Source organism: Pseudomonas sp. BF-R-01, assembly GCF_019946615.1.
In the GTDB taxonomy this organism is placed as follows: domain Bacteria; phylum Pseudomonadota; class Gammaproteobacteria; order Pseudomonadales; family Pseudomonadaceae; genus Aquipseudomonas; species Aquipseudomonas migulae.
Genome location: NZ_JAGYFX010000072.1, coordinates 1 through 20,181, shown reverse-complemented (window position 1 = coordinate 20,181; position 20,181 = coordinate 1). Strand labels below are relative to the sequence as shown.

The 20,181-nt window shown below is 59.7% G+C and carries 12 protein-coding genes; 7 read left to right on the top strand and 5 right to left on the bottom strand.

Annotated features, from left to right (window positions below; all coding sequences use genetic code 11):
* Nucleotides 1–147: 147 nt before the first annotated feature.
* Together nfuA and KGB27_RS22390 are read right to left on the bottom strand one after the other, a co-directional pair.
* Nucleotides 148–732 (bottom strand): Fe-S biogenesis protein NfuA, encoded by a 585-nt coding sequence (gene nfuA, locus KGB27_RS22395; protein ID WP_008035804.1) that lies wholly within the window; start codon nucleotides 730–732, stop codon nucleotides 148–150.
* A gap of 202 nt (nucleotides 733–934) precedes the next feature.
* Complete coding sequence (locus tag KGB27_RS22390) at nucleotides 935–3,232, bottom strand: fatty acid cis/trans isomerase (RefSeq protein WP_223556411.1); 2,298 nt, start codon at nucleotides 3,230–3,232, stop codon at nucleotides 935–937.
* Between the two features lie 156 nt (nucleotides 3,233–3,388).
* Here KGB27_RS22390 and metH point away from each other — a divergent pair, with 156 nt between their 5' ends.
* Together metH and KGB27_RS22380 are read left to right on the top strand one after the other, a co-directional pair.
* On the top strand, nucleotides 3,389–7,099 hold the full coding sequence (metH, locus tag KGB27_RS22385; protein ID WP_223556409.1) for a methionine synthase: 3,711 nt from the start codon (nucleotides 3,389–3,391) through the stop codon (nucleotides 7,097–7,099).
* Between the two features lie 180 nt (nucleotides 7,100–7,279).
* Nucleotides 7,280–7,498 carry a DUF2970 domain-containing protein gene (locus tag KGB27_RS22380; protein WP_192227412.1) on the top strand — a complete coding sequence of 73 codons (219 nt, stop codon included), beginning with the start codon at nucleotides 7,280–7,282 and terminating at the stop codon, nucleotides 7,496–7,498.
* On the opposite strand, the gene KGB27_RS22375 is transcribed toward KGB27_RS22380, so the two are convergent.
* Nucleotides 7,495–8,568, bottom strand: coding sequence for an ABC transporter substrate-binding protein (locus KGB27_RS22375; protein WP_223450462.1), 1,074 nt, complete (start codon nucleotides 8,566–8,568; stop codon nucleotides 7,495–7,497). The genes KGB27_RS22380 and KGB27_RS22375 overlap by 4 nt on opposite strands.
* Nucleotides 8,569–9,091: 523 nt before the next feature.
* Between KGB27_RS22375 and KGB27_RS22370 the strand changes: the two genes are divergently transcribed.
* Both KGB27_RS22370 and KGB27_RS22365 read left to right on the top strand, forming a co-directional pair.
* The gene (locus KGB27_RS22370) at nucleotides 9,092–10,750 is read left to right on the top strand and encodes a nitrite/sulfite reductase (protein ID WP_008035698.1); all 1,659 of its coding nucleotides are present in this window, start codon (nucleotides 9,092–9,094) and stop codon (nucleotides 10,748–10,750) included.
* Nucleotides 10,734–11,228, top strand: a complete 495-nt coding sequence (locus KGB27_RS22365) for a DUF934 domain-containing protein (RefSeq protein ID WP_008035700.1) — start codon at nucleotides 10,734–10,736, stop codon at nucleotides 11,226–11,228. The genes KGB27_RS22370 and KGB27_RS22365 overlap by 17 nt, the downstream gene beginning before the upstream one ends.
* A gap of 54 nt (nucleotides 11,229–11,282) precedes the next feature.
* Here KGB27_RS22365 and KGB27_RS22360 read toward each other — a convergent pair whose 3' ends face one another.
* Entirely contained in the window at nucleotides 11,283–15,128 is a 3,846-nt protein-coding gene (locus KGB27_RS22360) for a dermonecrotic toxin domain-containing protein (protein ID WP_223556407.1), read from the bottom strand.
* Between the two features lie 193 nt (nucleotides 15,129–15,321).
* A complete protein-coding gene (sohB, locus tag KGB27_RS22355) occupies nucleotides 15,322–16,344 on the bottom strand; it encodes a protease SohB (protein WP_223556405.1) in 1,023 nt (340 codons plus the stop codon).
* 203 nt (nucleotides 16,345–16,547) lie between these two features.
* On the opposite strand from sohB, the gene KGB27_RS22350 reads away from it, so the two are divergent.
* The 3 genes from KGB27_RS22350 (at nucleotide 16,548) to KGB27_RS22340 (ending at nucleotide 19,792) form a co-directional block, all read left to right on the top strand.
* On the top strand, nucleotides 16,548–17,258 hold the full coding sequence (locus tag KGB27_RS22350; RefSeq protein WP_008035704.1) for a histidine phosphatase family protein: 711 nt from the start codon (nucleotides 16,548–16,550) through the stop codon (nucleotides 17,256–17,258).
* Between the two features lie 64 nt (nucleotides 17,259–17,322).
* On the top strand, nucleotides 17,323–17,637 hold the full coding sequence (locus tag KGB27_RS22345) for an SCP2 sterol-binding domain-containing protein (RefSeq protein ID WP_007976511.1): 315 nt from the start codon (nucleotides 17,323–17,325) through the stop codon (nucleotides 17,635–17,637).
* Nucleotides 17,638–17,944: 307 nt separating this feature from the next.
* Nucleotides 17,945–19,792, top strand: coding sequence for an amidohydrolase (locus KGB27_RS22340; protein WP_223556416.1), 1,848 nt, complete (start codon nucleotides 17,945–17,947; stop codon nucleotides 19,790–19,792).
* Nucleotides 19,793–20,181: the final 389 nt, after the last annotated feature.

The following is a 20,181-nucleotide window of genomic DNA, read 5'->3' as shown; positions in this document are numbered from 1 at the left end:
CTCGCTCCCACAGGGGATTTGTGTCCGCCACAGATCTAATGTGGGAGTGAGCCGGCTCCGGGCGGCGTTCCGACGATGGGGCCAATGAATTTCACCCATAAAAAACGGCGCTCACGGGGCGCCGTTTTTCATGTCGCAGCGAACACCTTAGTAGTAGGCGTTTTCTTTCTGCGTGTGGTCAGTCACGTCACGAACACCCTTGAGCTCGGGAATGCGCTCGAGCAAGGTGCGCTCGATGCCTTCACGCAGGGTGACGTCTGCCTGGCCGCAGCCCTGGCAACCGCCGCCGAACTTCAACACGGCGATGCCGTCATCGACCACATCGATCAGGCTGACTTGACCGCCGTGGCTTGCGAGCCCCGGGTTGATCTCGGTTTGCAGGTAGTAGTTGATGCGCTCGTTGATCGGGCTGTCGGCGTTGACCATCGGGACTTTGGCGTTTGGCGCCTTGATGGTCAACTGGCCGCCCATGCGGTCGGTGGCGTAGTCGACAACCGCATCGTCCAGGAAAGCTTCGCTGAACGAGTCGATGTAAGCAGTGAAGCTTTTCAGCCCCAGCGCAGTGTCTTCGGGTTTTTCTTCGCCCGGCTTGCAATAAGCAATGCAGGTTTCGGCGTACTGGGTGCCAGGCTGGGTGATGAAGACGCGGATGCCGATGCCCGGGGTGTTCTGCTTGGAGAGCAGATCAGCCAGGTAATCGTGGGCGGCGTCGGTAATGGTAATAGCGGTCATGGAAACTCCTCGCAGGCTTGGGCGCAGTTTACGCCAATCATCGCGCCGCACAAAGTCCTAGTATTTTTGTCGGGAAAGATTACGACAATACCCCCCTGCCTAATGTAGGAGCGAAGCTTGCTCGCGAAGGTGTGTCAGGCGACATGTATGTAGCTGATACACCTTCGCGAGCAAGCTTCGCTCCTACGTTAGTTAGGGGGATTCAAAGATTTTCGTAGCGGTTCATGTCCAGCACGCCCTCTTCCACCGGGTCGGTTTCGTGGACGTACCGGCTCAGGTCATGGAAGTAGAACCAGAATTGCGGATGACTGCGGCGAATCCCCCAGCGTTCGACGATTTTCTCGAAGCGATTGGCATCCTTGGCGTTTTCCATCGCCTCGACAAAGGCTGGCACTTGATCGGCGGGAATGTTGAACATGAAGTTCGGATAGCTGCTGAGCACACCCGGAAAGATCGTGAGCGTGTCGAGCCCCGGCTGATAACGCAGCGACTCACCGAGCAGGAATGCGACGTTGCTGTGTGCGCGGTTGCGCAACAGGCTATAAACCTCGCGTTTGCCGCTCGCGGCTTCGATACGCAACATCGTCGCTTCCGGCAGTTGATCAATGACCTTCAGCCCGGCGGCGGGCCGTGAGGTCAGGCGACTCAAGGCCTGCTCGGCGCTCTGCAAATCCGGGTCGATGTTCGGCCGCGAGCAATAGGCCCCGTCGCAGCGGTTGATCGGATCGGGCTTGGCATTGAGCTCACCGTAACGGGCCAGCAATTGCATGGAAAAGTCGCGTTTCGGGTCTTTTTCGTCGAGGTTCAGTGCCGTCGGCTTGTCGTTGTCGATGGCCTCGTAATCCAGCCACATCTTGAATTTACCGCTGCTCTGGTACCAGTCGTCGAGATAGTCGTCGCGTGAATCGGCGGGCATCAGGCGCAGGAAGTTCTGCTCGGCGCCATTACGGATCAGGTCGAAATACAGGCGCGTCTGCGCCTGATGGGAAACGTTGCCGTACACGTCGAAGTTGACCGCCAACTGATAATACGTGCGCTCCAGCAACGGGAAATCGAACAGCCACATCGTTTGCGGCACATCGCCGATCAGGCCCTTGTTCACCGAGGCGCTGTCGAAATGCCGGAAGATGGTCAGCAGCGCGTTGTCGTTGCCAGCCCATAAAGTCGACCAGCTCGGCGCGGGCGCGTCGGCGTAGTTGTCGCGGCGCAGCACTTCGTACTCGTTACGTTTGTCGCGATAGTCATGCCACAGGCTCAGCACGCTGCCGACATCGTCGTTCTGCCCCGGCATGGCCAGCAACGGCGTGGCCTGGCCGCGGTAGATCGGGTCGATGATGTAGAGATCGTGTTCCGGCGCCTGGAACAGCGCCCAGAAGTTGTCGCGAATCACATCCGTGGCGATCTGCCCACGGCACACCGGCCCGCGGATAAACGTGCGCACGAAGTATTCGGCGTTATCGAGCATGAACTGATAGCGCGCCTGCGCCGGAATCGCCTCGAACGTGGCAAACGGATTGGCCCGGCGTTCCGGACCGTAGCCCGGCAAGGCATTGGCCTGCCAGTTGCCGTTGTAGAACAGGCTTTTGACCCGTGCCATCTTCGCCGCGCTCAGCGGGTAGGTGATGTGGGTCTTCTGCACGATCACGCCCTGCACCGGCCACAAGCGGTAATACACCTGCGTGCCCGGATCGTCATTCGGGCGGCGGGTGTTGATCAGGTCAATCGGCTGGCCGGTCGGCGTGCGCGAACGCACCCACTGGAAGAAATGCCCCGGCTCACCGTCCTTGAAGTAAATGTGGGCAAGGAACCAGTGCTCGAACAACCAGCGCCCCACCAGACTCTGCCGGGCGCCCGGCGAGTTGAGCAGGTTTTCCCACTGCACCACTTGCAAGGCTTCTTTCGCCGAAGGCACCAGGCCTTGTTCATCGATCGGCGCACCCGAGGCCAGCCAGCGTTGCAGCGTCTGGTACTGCTGATCGGTCAGGCCGGTGACCGCCAGCGGCATGCCTTCCTTCGGATGAGCGCCCACGTAACCGTCGAACTCGGCCGGCATCGCGCACATGTTTTCACGATTGAGGCCCAGGACGATGTCTTCCGGCAATTTGGCATTGGGCGTCAGCGGCGTTTTGTGACCCAGTTCCAGCATCCGCGCCATCAACGCGGCCTGGCTGCCCTGGGCGTCAAGTACCGGATAGAAGCCTTTTTGCTGCCAGGCGTGCTTGCCGAAGGCGTCATAAAACAACCGGGTCGGCGCGGCCGCCTGGCTGCGGTCGCCGTCGTAAACCGGGACTTTCGACGCACCGCGCGCCGCGCCTTCGCCGCTGCCCAGGTTGAGCTGACAGGCGGCGTCATTGCAGGCATGGCAGGCCACGCACTTTTCGGTGAAGATCGGTTGGATGTCGCGGGTGTAGGAAATGGCAGCGGAAGGCGCCAGGCCCTGCGCCACGGCGCCCCAGCTTAAAAACAGCAGTACGCTGCTGATGACGACGCGATACGACATGTCCCTGTTCCCGATCCTTGAAAAAACGCAGCGATTCTACCGGGACAGCGCGCCGACCAACATGAGCGATATTCATGCAATTCCCCGACATGCTCTAAAACCGCACAGGTTTGCTATGATTCCGCCCCTTCGTCATGGTCTTTCCGAGTAGTCCCAATGTCCGATCGCAGTGTTCGCCTTCAAGCCCTCAAGCACGCCCTCAAAGAGCGCATTCTGATTCTCGATGGCGGCATGGGCACGATGATCCAGAGCTACAAGCTCGAGGAACAGGATTACCGTGGCAAACGCTTTGCCGACTGGCCAAGCGATGTCAAAGGCAACAACGACCTGTTGGTGCTGACGCGCCCGGACGTGATCGGTGGCATCGAAAAAGCCTACCTGGATGCCGGCGCTGACATTCTGGAAACCAACACCTTCAACGCCACGCGGATTTCCATGGCCGACTACGGCATGGAAGAACTGGCCTACGAACTGAACGTAGAAGGCGCTCGCCTGGCCCGCAAGATTGCCGATGCGAAGACCCTCGAGAACCCGGACAAGCCGCGCTTCGTCGCCGGCGTGCTCGGCCCGACCAGCCGCACCTGCTCGCTGTCCCCGGACGTGAACAACCCCGGCTATCGCAACGTGACCTTCGATGAACTGGTGGAAAACTACACCGAGGCCACCAAAGGCCTGATCGAAGGCGGCGCCGACCTGATCCTGATCGAAACCATTTTCGATACTCTGAACGCCAAAGCCGCAATCTTCGCCGTGCAAGGCGTGTTCGAAGAGTTGGGCATCGAGCTGCCGATCATGATTTCCGGCACCATCACCGACGCCTCCGGCCGTACCCTGTCGGGCCAGACCACCGAAGCGTTCTGGAACTCCGTGGCCCACGCCAAACCGATTTCGGTCGGCCTGAACTGCGCCCTCGGCGCCAGCGAACTGCGCCCGTACCTGGAAGAGCTGTCGAACAAGGCCGGCACCCACGTTTCGGCGCACCCGAACGCCGGCCTGCCGAACGAATTCGGCGAGTACGACGAACTGCCGTCGCAAACCGCCAAGGTCATCGAAGAATTCGCCCAAAGCGGCTTCCTCAACATCGTCGGCGGCTGTTGCGGCACCACGCCGGGCCATATCGAAGCCATCGCCAAAGCCGTGGCCGGTTATGCACCGCGTGAAATCCCGGACATTGCGAAGGCTTGCCGCCTCTCCGGCCTGGAGCCGTTCACCATCGATCGCAGTTCGTTGTTCGTCAACGTCGGCGAGCGCACCAACATCACCGGTTCGGCCAAGTTCGCCCGCCTGATCCGTGAAGACAACTACACCGAAGCCCTGGAAGTCGCCCTGCAGCAGGTCGAAGCCGGCGCCCAGGTGATCGACATCAACATGGACGAAGGGATGCTCGATTCGAAGAAGGCCATGGTGACCTTCCTCAATCTGATTGCCGGCGAACCGGACATCTCCCGCGTACCGATCATGATCGACTCCTCGAAGTGGGAAGTGATCGAAGCCGGCCTGAAATGCATCCAGGGCAAGGGCATCGTCAACTCGATCAGCATGAAAGAAGGCGTCGAGCAATTCATCCATCACGCCAAGCTGTGCAAGCGCTACGGCGCTGCAGTCGTCGTGATGGCCTTCGACGAAGCCGGCCAGGCCGACACCGAAGCGCGCAAGAAAGAGATCTGCAAACGCTCCTACGACATTCTGGTCAACGAAGTCGGCTTCCCGCCGGAAGACATCATCTTCGACCCGAACATCTTTGCCGTGGCCACCGGTATTGAAGAACACAACAACTACGCTGTGGACTTCATCAACGCCTGTGCCTACATCCGCGACGAACTGCCGTACGCCCTGACTTCGGGCGGCGTGTCGAACGTGTCGTTCTCGTTCCGTGGCAACAACCCGGTGCGTGAGGCGATTCACTCGGTGTTCCTGCTGTACGCGATCCGCAACGGGCTGACCATGGGTATCGTCAACGCCGGCCAACTGGAGATCTACGACCAGATCCCGGTGGAATTGCGCGACGCCGTCGAAGACGTGATCCTCAACCGCACCCCGGAAGGCACCGACGCCCTCCTCGCCATCGCCGACAAGTACAAGGGCGACGGCAGCGTCAAGGAAGCCGAGACCGAAGAGTGGCGCGGCTGGGAGGTCAACAAACGTCTTGAGCACGCACTGGTCAAAGGCATCACCACGCACATCGTCGAAGACACCGAAGAATCGCGCCAGTCGTTCGCCCGCCCGATCGAGGTGATCGAAGGCCCGCTGATGTCCGGCATGAACATCGTTGGCGACCTGTTCGGCGCCGGCAAAATGTTCCTGCCGCAGGTGGTGAAATCCGCCCGCGTAATGAAGCAGGCCGTGGCCCACTTGATCCCGTTCATCGAACTGGAAAAAGGTGACAAGCCGGAAGCCAAGGGCAAGATCCTGATGGCAACGGTGAAAGGCGACGTGCACGACATCGGCAAGAACATTGTCGGCGTGGTACTCGGCTGCAACGGCTACGACATCGTCGACCTCGGCGTGATGGTGCCGGCCGAGAAGATCCTGCAAGTGGCCAAGGAGCAGAAGTGCGACATCATCGGCCTGTCCGGCCTGATCACGCCGTCGCTGGATGAAATGGTCCACGTCGCCCGCGAAATGCAGCGCCAGGACTTCCACCTGCCGTTGATGATCGGCGGCGCGACCACCTCCAAGGCACACACGGCGGTGAAGATCGAGCCGAAGTACAGCAACGACGCGGTGATCTACGTGACCGACGCCTCCCGCGCCGTAGGTGTGGCGACGCAGTTGCTGTCCAAGGAATTGAAAGCCGGCTTCGTCGAGAAGACCCGTCTGGAATACATCGACGTTCGCGAACGCACTGCCAACCGCAGCGCCCGCACCGAACGCCTGAGCTACCCGGCGGCCATCGCCAAGAAGCCGCAGTTCGACTGGAGCACCTACGCGCCGGTCAAACCGACGTTCACCGGTTCCAAAGTGCTGGACAACATCGACCTGAAAGTCCTGGCCGAATACATCGACTGGACGCCGTTCTTCATCTCCTGGGACCTGGCCGGCAAGTTCCCGCGCATCCTCACGGATGAAGTGGTCGGTGAAGCCGCCACCGCGCTGTACGCCGATGCCCAGGAAATGCTCGCCAAACTGATCGACGAAAAACTGATCAGCGCCCGCGCAGTGTTCGGGTTCTGGCCAGCCAACCAGGTGCGTGACGACGACATCGAAGTCTACGGCGATAACGGCAAGCCATTGGCCAAGCTGCATCACCTGCGTCAGCAGATCATCAAGACCGACGGCAAGCCGAACTTCTCCCTGGCCGACTTCGTTGCACCGAAGGACAGCGAAATCACTGACTACGTGGGTGGCTTCATCACCACCGCCGGCATCGGTGCCGAGGAAGTGGCCAAGGCGTATCAGGACGCCGGCGACGATTACAACTCGATCATGGTCAAGGCCCTGGCCGACCGTCTGGCCGAGGCCTGCGCCGAATGGCTGCACCAGCAGGTTCGTAAGGATTACTGGGGTTATGCCAAGGACGAGACGCTGGACAACGAGGCGCTGATCAAAGAGCAATACACCGGCATCCGCCCTGCTCCGGGCTACCCGGCGTGCCCCGATCACACCGAGAAGGCCGCGCTGTTCGCGCTGCTCGACCCCGAAGCCGCCGAAATGCGTGCCGGCCGCAGCGGCGTGTTCCTCACCGAACACTACGCGATGTTCCCGGCGGCAGCGGTCAGCGGCTGGTACTTCGCTCACCCGCAGGCGCAGTACTTCGCAGTGGGCAAGATCGACAAGGATCAGGTGCAGAGCTACACCTCGCGTAAAGGTCAGGAGTTGAGCGTGACCGAACGCTGGCTGGCGCCGAACCTGGGTTACGACAACTAAGCCCAAGGACCCCCCCCCACCTGTAGGAGCTGGCTTGCCAGCGATGACGGCCTTGAATTCAACACAAATCCAAAGGACCTCATCGCCGGCAAGCCGGCTCCTACAGAATTGTGTTCGGCTCCGGGTTTAGGCCTCGGGATTGTCTATGCTTACCACTCACACATCCGTGACGAGGGGTTTATGGACGATCCAGTCGACAACAAGCCGCCTACTTTCTGGCAGATGCTGCACAGCGTCATGGCGGCGGCGTTCGGGGTGCAAAGCGGAAAGAACCGTGCGCGGGACTTCACCCACGGCAAGCCGAGTCATTTCGTGATTCTGGGGATTCTGTTCACGGCGGTGTTTGCGTTGACGCTCTACGGCATCGTGCAACTGGTGATCACGCTGGCCGGGGTTTAGCGCATCAGGGTTTGCAGGCTGAACGGATAGCGATAAGACACAGGCCGACCCTTGGCCGACATTCGGCGGAAGTTCACGCCGTAGTCCGGCGACTCACCCATGGCCAGCATTCGCCTGGCGGTTGCCCTGTCGACCAGTTGCAGCAGCGGGATCTGGCGGTCACGGCCGCCGTACTGGCTGATGTCCACGCCCCGATCAAGGTCGTGCACCTGCACCAGTGCCCAACCGCCCAAAGTGAAATGCCCGCCCAACAATACGCTCAACTTTCCATCGACCTTTGCCTGCAACGCGGCCGTCGAGGTATTGACCGCGCTGAACAATGCGTCCTTTCCGGGCACACCGCCCGTCTCCGAATAGGCCTGCATGGCGCCAAACGCCATTTCGTCATTGGCTGACCACACCAGCGAGACTTTCGGGTAGCGCCGGAACAGCAACTTTGCCTGTTCATACGCACGTTCGCGGGTCCAACCGCTGTAAACCAGTTGCCGCAAACGCACTTGCGGGTGCTCGGCCAGCGCTCGCATCATGCCTTGCTCACGCAGTTGCGCCGACGGCGTGATCTTCAGGCCGGAGAACGCCAGCAACTCGATCACCTGGCCGGGCGCCACGGGCGGATGCTGGCGAATCAGCTCCTTGGCCATCAGGTAACCGCCCTCCTCGTCGTTGGGCACCAGGCTGCCCAGTCGATCAGGGCGTTCACCCAGCAGGCTCATTTGGTTGGCCGTCAGCGACGCGTTGACCATAAACAGTTTCACGCCGCTGCCTTGCGCCAGGCGCAACACTTGCGGGGCAATGTACTGTTCGTTGGCGAAGATCAGATAGTCCGGACGATCGGGACCTTGCAGTGCACGGCGCGCTTGCGCCAGCGTGAGTTCCGGCATGCGCCGGGAATAGAGAATCCGAAGGTCGATACCCAGGTCCGTGGCGGCCGCCTGCATGAATTGCGAATAGCTGACCCAGAAGGCTTCGTCAGTTTCCCCGGGATTCAGGAACAACACCGATTCCGCTCGCGCAGCAGGGCCGTAAACCGTGCCGAGCAGCAACAGAAAGGTGTAGAAAAACTTCAACATGGATCGTCCGAGCCCCCGGAAATTCGCCGCGCATTATAGCCAGCGAACACCCGTAAAACGGCGTTTATTACAGTTTTTGTCCGACAATTGTCGGGACCGGGCCCGGACGGGGTCGGTTATTGATGGCTGACCCAGAATACCGCTGTCCCCACGACCAGAATGATCAGAAACAGAATGGCCCAGGCATCGACCGTACTGTCAGGCTTTGAAGCTTTGGTAGGGTTGCTCATTGCATCGCCTCTTGTCGGTTTTATCGGTGATTGCATAAAGACTCGACCACAGTTAAGACGATGATTGCCCACACCACAAATACGGGTTTAGTAATAACGATTCTCGTTAGTCGATTTGGTTCTTTACATATACTCAAACATCACTTTTGCGCATAACTCCAAACTGGTATCTTGCCCCGGCTCCGTTGGGAGTGCGCGGCCGTGCGCGCAGAATTGCCGAGGCAGTATCGGAGACTTTCCAGGCGAAAAACGCAACTGGATCCGACCGGCCCAAGCCTGAGAACAGGACTTATATGTACGTATACGACGAGTACGATCAGCGGATCATCGAGGACCGCGTCAAGCAGTTCCGTGATCAGACCCGACGCTATCTGGCAGGCGAGCTGAGCGAAGAAGAATTCCGCCCTCTGCGTCTGCAAAACGGGCTTTACATCCAACGCTTCGCGCCGATGTTGCGAGTGGCGGTGCCTTACGGCCAGCTGACTTCGCGCCAGACGCGAATGATGGCGAAGATTGCCCGCGACTATGACAAGGGCTACGCCCACATCAGCACCCGCCAGAACGTGCAGTTCAACTGGCCGGCGCTGGAAGACATCCCGGACATCCTTGCCGAACTGGCGACCGTGCAGATGCACGCGATCCAGACCAGCGGCAACTGCCTGCGCAACGTCACCACCGACCAGTTCGCCGGTGTCGCTGCCGACGAGCTGATCGATCCGCGCCCATGGTGCGAGATCGTCCGCCAGTGGACCACGTTCCACCCGGAATTCGCTTACCTGCCGCGCAAGTTCAAGATCGCCATCAACGGTTCGACTTCCGACCGTGCGGCCATCGAAGTCCACGACATCGGCCTTGAGCCGGTGCACAACGCCGCTGGCGAACTGGGTTTCCGTGTGCTGGTCGGTGGCGGCCTCGGTCGTACGCCGGTAGTCGGGGCGTTCATCAATGAATTCCTGCCGTGGCAAGACCTGTTGAGCTACCTCGACGCCATCCTGCGCGTGTACAACCGCTATGGCCGTCGGGACAACAAGTACAAGGCGCGGATCAAGATCCTGGTCAAGGCCCTGACACCTGAAGTCTTCGCGCAGAAAGTCGACGCGGAAATGGAACACCTTCGCGGTGGCCAGACCACGCTGACCGAAGCCGAAGTGCATCGCGTCGCCAAACACTTCGTCGACCCGGACTACAAGGCGCTGGACAACCAGACCGCCGAACTGGCCGAGCTCGACAAGCAGCACCCGGGCTTCGCCCGCTGGCGTACCCGTAACACCCTGGCGCACAAAAAGCCGGGCTATGTTGCCGTGACCCTGTCCCTGAAGCCGACCGGCGTTGCGCCGGGCGACATCACCGACAAGCAGCTCGACGCCGTGGCCGACCTGGCCGATCGCTACAGCTTCGGTCAACTGCGTACGTCCCACGAGCAGAACATCATTCTGGCCGACGTCGAACAGTCCCAACTGTTCGCCATGTGGGGCGAATTGCGCGAGCAAGGTTTCGCCACGCCGAACATCGGTTTGCTGACCGACATCATCTGCTGCCCTGGCGGCGATTTCTGCTCGTTGGCCAACGCCAAGTCGATCCCGATCGCCGAATCGATCCAGCGCCGTTTCGACGACCTGGATTACCTGTTCGACATCGGCGAACTGGACCTGAACATCTCCGGCTGCATGAACGCCTGTGGTCACCACCACGTCGGCCACATCGGTATTCTCGGGGTGGACAAGAAAGGCGAAGAGTTCTACCAGGTATCCCTCGGCGGCAGCGCCAGCCGTGATGCGAGCCTGGGCAAGATCCTCGGCCCGTCCTTTGCCCAGGACGCCATGCCAGACGTGATCGAGAAACTGATCGACGTGTACATCGAACAACGTACCGAAGACGAGCGTTTCATCGACACCTATCAGCGTATTGGCATCGACCTCTTCAAGGAACGCGTCTATGCAGCGAATAATTAAGAACAACGAAGTCGTCGACGAAACCTGGCACTTGCTGCCCAAGGATTTCAACATCGACGAGATCACCAACTGCGACGACTACATCGTCCCGTTGCAGCTGTGGCGCGAACACAGCCGCATGCTCCTGGCCCGCGACGGCGGCCTGGGCGTGTGGCTGGATGCCGACGAAGAAGCTGAAGAAATCGGTGAAGACGTGGCGAGTTTCCAGGTCATCGCCTTGAACTTCCCGGCCTTCACCGATGGCCGCAACTACTCCAACGCCCGCCTCCTGCGTGATCGTTACGGTTTCAAAGGCGAACTGCGGGCGATCGGCGATGTGCTGCGCGACCAGTTGTTCTACATGCATCGCTGCGGTTTCGACGCCTTTGCAGTGCGCGCCGATAAAGACCCGTACGAAGCCCTGGAAGGTCTCAAGGACTTCTCGGTGACCTATCAGGCCGCCACCGACGAACCGCTGCCGCTGTTCCGTCGCCGCTGACCACATAAAGCCCTGACCCCATGGGATCAGGGCTTTATCAGCTCCACCAATCTGCTATCGCTCGATCGGAATCGGTTGCCCCAAGGCCACCCAGTCCCGGTATAGCTGCGCACGGTTTTCCAGCACCGCGAAAACCGCAAGAGGGTTGTCGAAAGCGCCCTCCGGCATAGGTGTATTCCTGCTCAATCGCCCCCACAACTGGTCCGAAGCGTCTGCTTCCGTCAACAGTCGCCATACCCGTGCCTGAAGGTCTGGATAGTTGACCTGGAAATCCGGGGTGAGCGTCAATGTATTCATGGTCCCTAAAAACCTCCCACCACCTGGCTTGAGCGCCAGTCGCTGCCAGATTTGCAGCCTGGCATCGCGCAGCCCTGCTTCAGTCCCGTTCAACCAGGCCGCCGGATTCCCATAGTCAGGCCCCGCCGCACTCAACCACAAGTTGATCCCCGTTTGTTCTCGATGCGTAATCAGACGCCGCAACGTGTCTTCGTCGGTCAACGGGTTGTTCCACAGCAGCACTCGATCCCTGGCGATGGCCTGGTTCAGCACCGCCTGGGGGACCCGCGTGATCTGGTTATCGCGCAAATCAAGGGAGGTCAGGTACGGCTCATGCATGATTCCGACCGGGCATCGACTTATTCCGGTATTCCTCAGGTTTAGCTGTCGCAGGTTATTCAAGCCGAGCACCATCGGCGGTACGCCCAACGGGTTGTCGCTCAGATCGAGGCTTTGCAGACTGGTCAGATCAGTCAGTTGTGAAGCGGCGCGTTCACTGAATACCAGTTGGGTGGCGCGCAGATTGAGTGAGGACAGGTGTCTCAACCCGCAAAGGGAAGGAGGCAAGGCGCACCCCTCGTGGCCGTCCTCGGAGAAATGACGCAAGTCGACGTTTTCCAGATTTAACGTCTCAAGATTCGGGAAGCTTTCGAGAAAGCCGTTCAAACTGCCCTCCTCGGTCAGATGGAAGCCTTGCATCGACAATTCGAGCACATCGTCCAACCGGACACTCAGAGTGGGCAGTCGGTGATAGTTCTCGAAGGCAAGATCGAGCCTGACGCCGTGCAGCTGCTCGCCTGAGTACAGGCGATTTAGCGGTGGCCCGCGTTTTTGCCAGATAGCGACAAGCTCTACGGCAAGCTCAGTCCTGATCGCTCGCTCCTCATTCAAGCCCGTTTGCAGGACATGCGCATTGTGCACGGCGATTTGCGCATGGCTCATACCCGCAGCGGCTTCGTCGCCCATGGCCAGCAAGGGAAGTTCGATGTGTTCAATGTCTTGCGCGGCTTGATCGACCCAGTCCATCAACTCGGTGTTGAGTTGGTGCAACTGCAGATTCAGCCCGTCGATGTGCGCCTGCACGGATACACCCGCACGCTGTATGACCTGATCCGCGTCCGCGTCGGTGAAGTCCGGGTAAATGTCCTTGATCTGTAACCGGGTGGCCTGCAGTTTCATGGCGTCACCCTGAGGCGTCGTCGGGTAGCCTCCACCGCGCAGCCCCTGCCGCTCGAAGGTCAACCCGGAGTCGAGCCTTTGCAAGCCAAGCAGGGTTTCGGTTCGGGACAAAGCATGATCGCTGAGGCTGAGCCGCAACTCACTGGCTGGTTCCAGCGACGTGAGTTGCAACACTGAGCGCTCTTCCTCCGACAGCACGCCGAGGATCGCGTCGTAGAAATCCGTTTGCCGGCCTTGTCGCAGGTAACGGTTTCCCACCTTGATGACGTATCGGAAGTTCGGGGTATCAAGTGGCCCGCAACGGTCAAGAACCCGGCCAGTGGACGAACCGTCGAGGACCTCGATCCGCAAGTCCTGGGGCCAGCCGGGCAGGTTTTTCAGGGAATGCAATGCCAGCCTGTCCGTCTCGGCGTTCACCACCGAGCGCAGATAAAAGCCTTCATAGGCACGATTGAGCCGCACATGCTGTTGGTATTGCCGTGCCTTGCTGTCCAGACGTGCGAAAACCTGCCTGGCCTCGGCCATCTCGGGCGCTCTTTGGATATCCACGCCATAGCGGTCGAGCATTTGCTCGATAGCGCTTGTTGGCAGGTCCGGGTATTGATCCTGGAACAACCGGACCCATTCAAGCTCTGAACGTTGCAGTTCAGCGTAACGTTGGCCGAATAGCACCGGGTCCCCGGCCGGCCCGAGCTCCTGATCGATCCTGAAGCGATTGATGGTGTCAGCCAACAAGGGCGTCGGCGAGCGGCCAGTCTGGATCAACCGCAGCATGTCGTCGTCAATCGTGCTGACCTTGCCGATTTGCGCCAGCACTTCATCGCTGAACGACGCCACAGAGGGGCCAATTGCGCGAATGAGTTCGACGCGGGTCGCCGGCACCACGTTCGAAGGGCCTGGCGTTGGGGTAACGGCCACTTCCGGCACGGGCCTTGCGCCTTCCTCTGCTGAATCGACGATGACTGCGTCACCTTTTTGCGCCACCTCCGCGACGATCGGCAAGGCATTGAGCAAGCCAAAAACAGTGCGCGTCACGCCCTCTGAGCGTTCGCTGGATGTCTTGCCGTTGACCACCTGATCAATGCCGTAGCCCGCATCGATAAGCCCGGCCAGCGCCAAGACTCCCTCGCCTCCCGGAACGAACAACGCCAAGGGCCCAAATCGGTTGACCCACTGCACAAGCGGCTCAACGACCGCGCTTAGATTGTCACGATTGACCTGGGCATCGTCACGGATGCTTTTGATGCTGGCCCGGGCTGCCTGCTTCATCGTCAGCACGCACTGGGCAAACGGATCGGTGTCAGATGCCGGATCGTCGTAGCCAATGTACTCGTCCGGGTCCCAGTAGCCGTCGTTGTTGAAAAAACCGGCATTGTTCGTCAGCCAGTGTTTTGCCGGGTACAACGCCATGCCATCCAGCGCCGTCAGAACACCGGCATGAAACGTACCGTCTTCGCGGTCATCTTCAGCAAAGTGGGCGGCCAATGCCTGCCTGGCCTCACTCACCTGGCCTTGAACGGCAATCCATTGGTGCAGTTGATTGGCATCGACGAATTCGTGCAGCGGAGAAGAGTTGCCGGGAATGTACAACAGCACTCTGGGGCTTGCGGTGTCGCGAAAGGCCCAGATATCGGTTGCGGTATAACGGTAGAGCTTTAACCGGCCGATCCTGACCGAGGAAGGCGCGTGAGTCGGTGCTTGCAGTTGCCCGGTGGTCAGTGTTTCCCATGGCTGATCGGGCGGTAAACCCGCCGCTCGCATCGCCAGTTCCAGGCCTTTTGGCGACAGGCGTTGTTCGTGAAATTGCAACCAGGCGGCCATGACGAACGCCGCTTTGACCGACGTCCTCAGCGCGTAAGGTTCGGCTGCAACAAGTACGTCATCGGCTGGCCAGGCTTGACCGAGATACGCTTCGTACAAGTCCTTCAGTTCCAGTTCCCAGACCCATTTCTTGTAATCGGCAGGCCGCAGGTTGATCTGTGTTGAAGGCCCGTAAACTTGCGGTGTGGTTTGGCGATAGATGCCTTCATACGTCTGGTGATTACCGCTGCCGTGGTCGGCGAACTCATCGACGTTTTTCACAATGCGTACGGCAGGCCCGATATCCGGCGGCGTGTACAGGCCGAACGCTGTTTCAGCGAAACGCCCGTCACCCACAGTCTGATAGTTGGATAACAACGTTTGCAGCAGCGAGCGGGAACTCGCCACTTGCCCTTGCTCGATACCGTTTTCTGCTGGATGGCCCTTGTAGTTGTAATCAAGCGTAACCAGCAAGGCTGTCTGCGGATCAATTCCCTGGCCCCATTTTTCCTTGATCAGGTGTTCGCCAAACTGGCCGGGGGTCTGGGGCAGCGCGATATCCAGCGCGGCTTTCAGTTCGTCGCGCATTCGTGCAGAGGGCGCAGGATGCGGGCCGGCAGCGTTGTTATGAGGGAGCTCTTTCATGGTGCATTCCATTGCAATCATTTCAGGAACACCACCCTACCCAACCCGGGCTGCCGAAAAAGCCGGACCGATTGACAGTGACGATAGGAAATTTCGCTGCATGCGCACGGAAAGCGCGGCCTTGCGAAAGGCAAAAAAAAAACCGTGGAGGCTATCCACGGTTTCATTTTTCAGGCGACGGTGTTTTGAAAAATCACCAGAAGCGTTGCTGGGTCAACCGACTCCACCAGCTCAGCAATACGCGATCGACCGAGCCGCTGGCCGCCATGCCGATGCGCTCTTGCAGGCTTTTGCGTTCAGCGTAGTGCAGGTGATAAAGCTCCGATCTCTTCGCGCGCTCGGCGAGGTATTCATCGCTGGTCTTGAGCTCGTCCACCAGTTGCTTGTCCAGCGCCGCGATGCCGAGCCAGATTTCGCCGGTTGCCACTTCGTCGATGGCCAGTTGCGGGCGATAGCGGGAAACGAAGTTCTTGAACAGCTGGTGAGTGATGTCCAGGTCTTCCTGGAACTTCTCACGGCCCTTCTCGGTATTTTCGCCAAACACGGTGAGGGTGCGTTTGTACTCGCCGGCGGTCAGGACTTCAAAGTCGATGTCGTGCTTTTTCAGCAGGCGATTGACGTTGGGCAACTGCGCCACCACGCCGATCGAGCCGAGAATCGCGAACGGCGCGCTGATGATCTTCTCGCCGATGCACGCCATCATGTAACCGCCACTGGCCGCGACCTTGTCGATACACACGGTCAAAGGCACGCCGGCATCGCGGATGCGCGCCAGTTGCGAGGATGCCAGGCCGTAGCTGTGAACCATGCCGCCACCGCTTTCCAGACGCAGCACCACTTCATCCTTGGGCGTGGCCAGGGTCAGTAGCGCGGTGATCTCGTGACGCAGGCTTTCAGTGGCCGATGCCTTGATGTCACCGTCGAAATCCAGCACGAACACCCGCGGTTTTGCTTCGGGTTTCTTCTTTTGCTTTTTCTCGGATTTAGCCTCGACCTTGCGCAAGGCCTTGAGCTGGTCCTTGTCGAGCAAGGTCTGCTCCAGGCGTTCGCGCAGCCCTTTGTAGAAATCATTGAGTTTGCTGACTTGCAACTGGCCGGCCGACTTGCGTCGACCTTTGCTGCGCAATGCCGCGAAACTGGCCAGGACCACCAGAATGGCGATCACCAGTGTCACGGTTTTAGCCAGGAAACTGGCGTACTCGGACAGAAAATCCACAGTCACTCCTTCAGTACAATGCGCTGCATAAACGCGCGCGGGATACCATCAGCATACCCATGCGCCGGCTTGGCGACCAGCCGTGAAACCTCTGGCAACAGGCCTGTAACGGGCATTTCAAACAAGCGTATGTTTTTTCATTGACAGCTCACCGCCATCCTCATAACCTCGCCGAACCTTCAACGTACCGGGAAGACGCGGACGTGGGCACTATCTATTTGATTCGACATGGCCAGGCCTCCTTTGGTGCAGACGACTATGACGTCCTGTCGCCGACTGGTATTCGCCAGGCAGAAGTCCTCGGCCGGCATCTCGCCGAACTGGGTATCAGCTTCGACCGCTGCCTCTCGGGCGACCTGCGCCGTCAGCAGCATACGGCCAACAGCGCGCTGGAACAGTTCGCGGCCGTGGGCTTGCCGGTGCCGACCGTGGAAATCGATTCCGCGTTCAACGAATTCGACGCCGACGCGGTCATCCGCGCGCTGTTGCCGGCCATGCTCGACGATGAGCCCGAAGCGCTGGACATCCTGCGCAACGCTGCGCAAAACCGCGCCGAGTTCCAGCGTATTTTCGCGCTGATCATCGAGCGCTGGCTGGCCGGTACGTATGACACGCCGGGCCTGGAAAGCTGGCTGGGCTTTGTCGAGCGGGTGCAGGCCGGCCTGCATCGCATCCTCGAAAGCGCCGACAACACCCAGAAAATCGCCGTGTTCACCTCCGGCGGCACCATCACTGCCCTGCTCCACCTCATTACGCAAATGCCCGCCAGGCAGGCCTTTGAACTGAACTGGCAAATCGTCAACACCTCGCTCAACCAGCTGAAATTCCGTGGCCGCGAGGTGGCACTGGCTTCTTTCAACAGTCATGCGCACCTGCAACTGTTGAAAGCACCGGAACTCATCACGTTTCGCTGAGTCCGGACTATTGTGACCCTGGCTGTAATCACCCAGCTCTAATTACCCAAGAAAGGATCGAACCATGACCTCCGTAGCTGATGCCGTACAAGCAATGAAAGCCAAGTTCAACCCAGCCGCTGCTGCCGGCCTGGACCTGGTTTTCGGTTTCCGCATCGACGACACCAAGAACTTCTCGCTGATCGTCAAGAACAGCACCTGCGAACTGCAAGAAGGCGAAAACCCGGACGCCCAGGTCACTCTGGTGATGGACGGCGAAACCCTGGAAGGCATCGTTGACGGTTCGACCGACGGCATGCAAGCGTTCATGGGCGGCAAACTGCGCGCTGAAGGCGACATGATGCTGGCCATGAAACTGTCCGAGCTGTTCCCAAGCTAAGACGGCGGTTCCCGCGCTCGGGAGCCTCTCTGGTTGCATACGAATCCCGCCCCTTGTGGCGGGATTCGTCGTTTTTCACCTTTGGAAAACGGCTGTCGGTGAATTTGCGGTCTATATTCCTTCTGGCCGCATGCGTCAGACATCGGCTGTTCTGTCCCCTTTTTCTTCTATGAAAGAACCGAGCGGAGAACACTGCATGAGCCCACCTGACGAGCACGACGGTTTCAACCGTCGACGTGTACTGCAAGGCCTTACGGCAGGTGCCGTCGGCGCCTGGATCAGCCCGCTAATCGCAGGGAGTAAAACCATGCCAGATGCCCCGGCCGACCTCATTCTGTACAACGGACGCCTGCACACCGTCGATCGCAAGAAACCCCAGGCCAGCGCCGTCGCGATCAAAGACGGACGCTTCGTGGTGGTCGGCAGCGACGCTCAGGCCATGGCCCTGCAAGGTCCCGGCACGCAAATCATTGATCTGCACGGTCGCACGGTGATTCCCGGCCTCAATGACTCGCACCTGCACTTGATCCGTGGCGGCTTGAATTACAACCTTGAGTTGCGCTGGGAAGGCGTGCCGTCCTTGGTCGATGCCTTGCGGATGCTCAAGGATCAGGCCGACCGCACACCCACGCCGCAATGGGTACGGGTGGTCGGCGGCTGGAACGAATTCCAGTTCGCCGAAAAGCGCCTGCCAACGATTGATGAACTGAACAAAGCCGCGCCGGATACGCCGGTGTTCGTGCTGCACCTCTACGACCGCGCCCTGCTCAACCGCGCCGCGTTGAAAGTGGTCGGCTACACCCGCGACACACCGAACCCGCCGGGCGGTGAAATCCAGCGAGATGCCAACGGCGACCCGACCGGCATGCTGATCGCGCGCCCTAACGCGATGATTCTGTATTCGACCCTGGCCAAGGGCCCGAAACTGCCGCTGGAGTACCAAGTCAACTCGACCCGGCAGTTCATGCGCGAACTCAATCGCCTCGGCGTCACCAGCGCCATCGATGCTGGCGGCGGTTATCAGAATTACCCGGACGACTATCAGGTGATCCAGCAACTGGCCAAAGACCAACAACTGACGGTGCGGATCGCCTATAACCTGTTCACGCAGAAACCCAAGGAAGAGCTGACTGACTTCAAAAACTGGACCGGCACGTCGCATTACGGTCAGGGCGACGATTTCCTGCGGCACAACGGTGCCGGGGAAATGCTGGTGTTTTCGGCGGCGGATTTCGAAGACTTCCTGGAACCACGCCCGGACCTGCCGCAAACCATGGAGCAGGAGCTGGAGCCAGTGGTCCGGCATCTGGTGGAACAGCGTTGGCCGTTCCGCCTGCACGCCACGTACAACGAATCCATCAGCCGCATGCTCGACGTGTTCGAGAAGGTCAATCGCGACATCCCGTTCGACGGTTTGCCATGGTTTTTCGACCACGCCGAAACCATCACCCCGCAGAACATCGAACGCGTCAAAGCCTTGGGCGGTGGCATTGCGATTCAGGATCGCATGGCCTTTCAAGGCGAGTACTTCGTCGACCGCTACGGCGCCAAGGCTGCCGAACACACACCACCCATCGCGCGTATGCTCGCCGAAGGTGTACCGGTCGGTGCCGGCACCGACGCCACGCGGGTGTCGAGCTACAACCCCTGGACTTCGATGTATTGGTTGGTCAGCGGCCGAACCGTCGGTGGTCTGGCGTTGTATCCGCAAGGCTTGAGCCGCGACACGGCGCTGGAATTGTTCACCCACGGCAGCGCCTGGTTCTCTTCCGAGCAGGGTAAGAAAGGCCAGATCAAGGTCGGGCAACTGGCGGACCTGATTGCGCTGTCGGCGGACTATTTCCACATCGAGGATGAAGCGGTCAAATGGATCGAGTCGGTGCTGACGATTGTCGACGGCAAGATTGTCTATGGCACCGCCGAGTTCGAGAAATTCGGGCCGCCGCCTGTGCCGGTGGTGCCGGAATGGTCACCGGTGGTGAACGTGCCGGGCCATTGGAAACCGTTGGCACCGATGACGGCGCAGGTTCATCAGTGTGTCGGGGCTTGCGCTGTGCATGCCCATAGCCATGAGCGGGCGCGTTTGTCTTCGGCACCGGTCAGTGATTTCCAGGGATTTTGGGGGGCGTTTGGTTGTTCGTGTTTTGCGTTTTGAATTGAACGGTGGAGAGCCTGGCCTGAGATTGACGTTGCTCCTACAGGGTTAACTTTGGACCCTGTAGGAGCTGGCTTGCCAGCGATGGCTGCGTGTCAGGCGACGAGTTTTTTGCTGGTGTACATATCCATTACTGGGGTGACGGCGGCTATTGGTTCCGCTTTTACAGCGGGTCACTTGGAAGAGCGCCAAGTAACCAAGCGCCCGCGCCCCTGACGTACGGTGGCTCGCTAATGCTCGCCATGCCCTCGCTCCGGTCCTGCTCCGTGGGCCCGCCGCCATCGGCCATCCATGGCCGGGGGCGGCTAACCCGGCATCCATGCCGGGTTGCCCACTGCGCAGAACCTCCACTCGGCCTTCCGACGGGGCAGATCAAGATCAAAAGCCAA

What these genes read in the sequence shown, in the direction of transcription:
- nfuA (WP_008035804.1), bottom strand. Translation starts at nt 732, where the DNA reads ATGACCGCTATTACCATTACCGACGCCGCCCACGATTACCTGGCTGAT.
- KGB27_RS22390 (WP_223556411.1), bottom strand. Translation starts at nt 3,232, where the DNA reads ATGTCGTATCGCGTCGTCATCAGCAGCGTACTGCTGTTTTTAAGCTGG.
- metH (WP_223556409.1), top strand. Translation starts at nt 3,389, where the DNA reads ATGTCCGATCGCAGTGTTCGCCTTCAAGCCCTCAAGCACGCCCTCAAA.
- KGB27_RS22380 (WP_192227412.1), top strand. Translation starts at nt 7,280, where the DNA reads ATGGACGATCCAGTCGACAACAAGCCGCCTACTTTCTGGCAGATGCTG.
- KGB27_RS22375 (WP_223450462.1), bottom strand. Translation starts at nt 8,568, where the DNA reads ATGTTGAAGTTTTTCTACACCTTTCTGTTGCTGCTCGGCACGGTTTAC.
- KGB27_RS22370 (WP_008035698.1), top strand. Translation starts at nt 9,092, where the DNA reads ATGTACGTATACGACGAGTACGATCAGCGGATCATCGAGGACCGCGTC.
- KGB27_RS22365 (WP_008035700.1), top strand. Translation starts at nt 10,734, where the DNA reads ATGCAGCGAATAATTAAGAACAACGAAGTCGTCGACGAAACCTGGCAC.
- KGB27_RS22360 (WP_223556407.1), bottom strand. Translation starts at nt 15,128, where the DNA reads ATGAAAGAGCTCCCTCATAACAACGCTGCCGGCCCGCATCCTGCGCCC.
- KGB27_RS22345 (WP_007976511.1), top strand. Translation starts at nt 17,323, where the DNA reads ATGACCTCCGTAGCTGATGCCGTACAAGCAATGAAAGCCAAGTTCAAC.
- KGB27_RS22340 (WP_223556416.1), top strand. Translation starts at nt 17,945, where the DNA reads ATGCCAGATGCCCCGGCCGACCTCATTCTGTACAACGGACGCCTGCAC.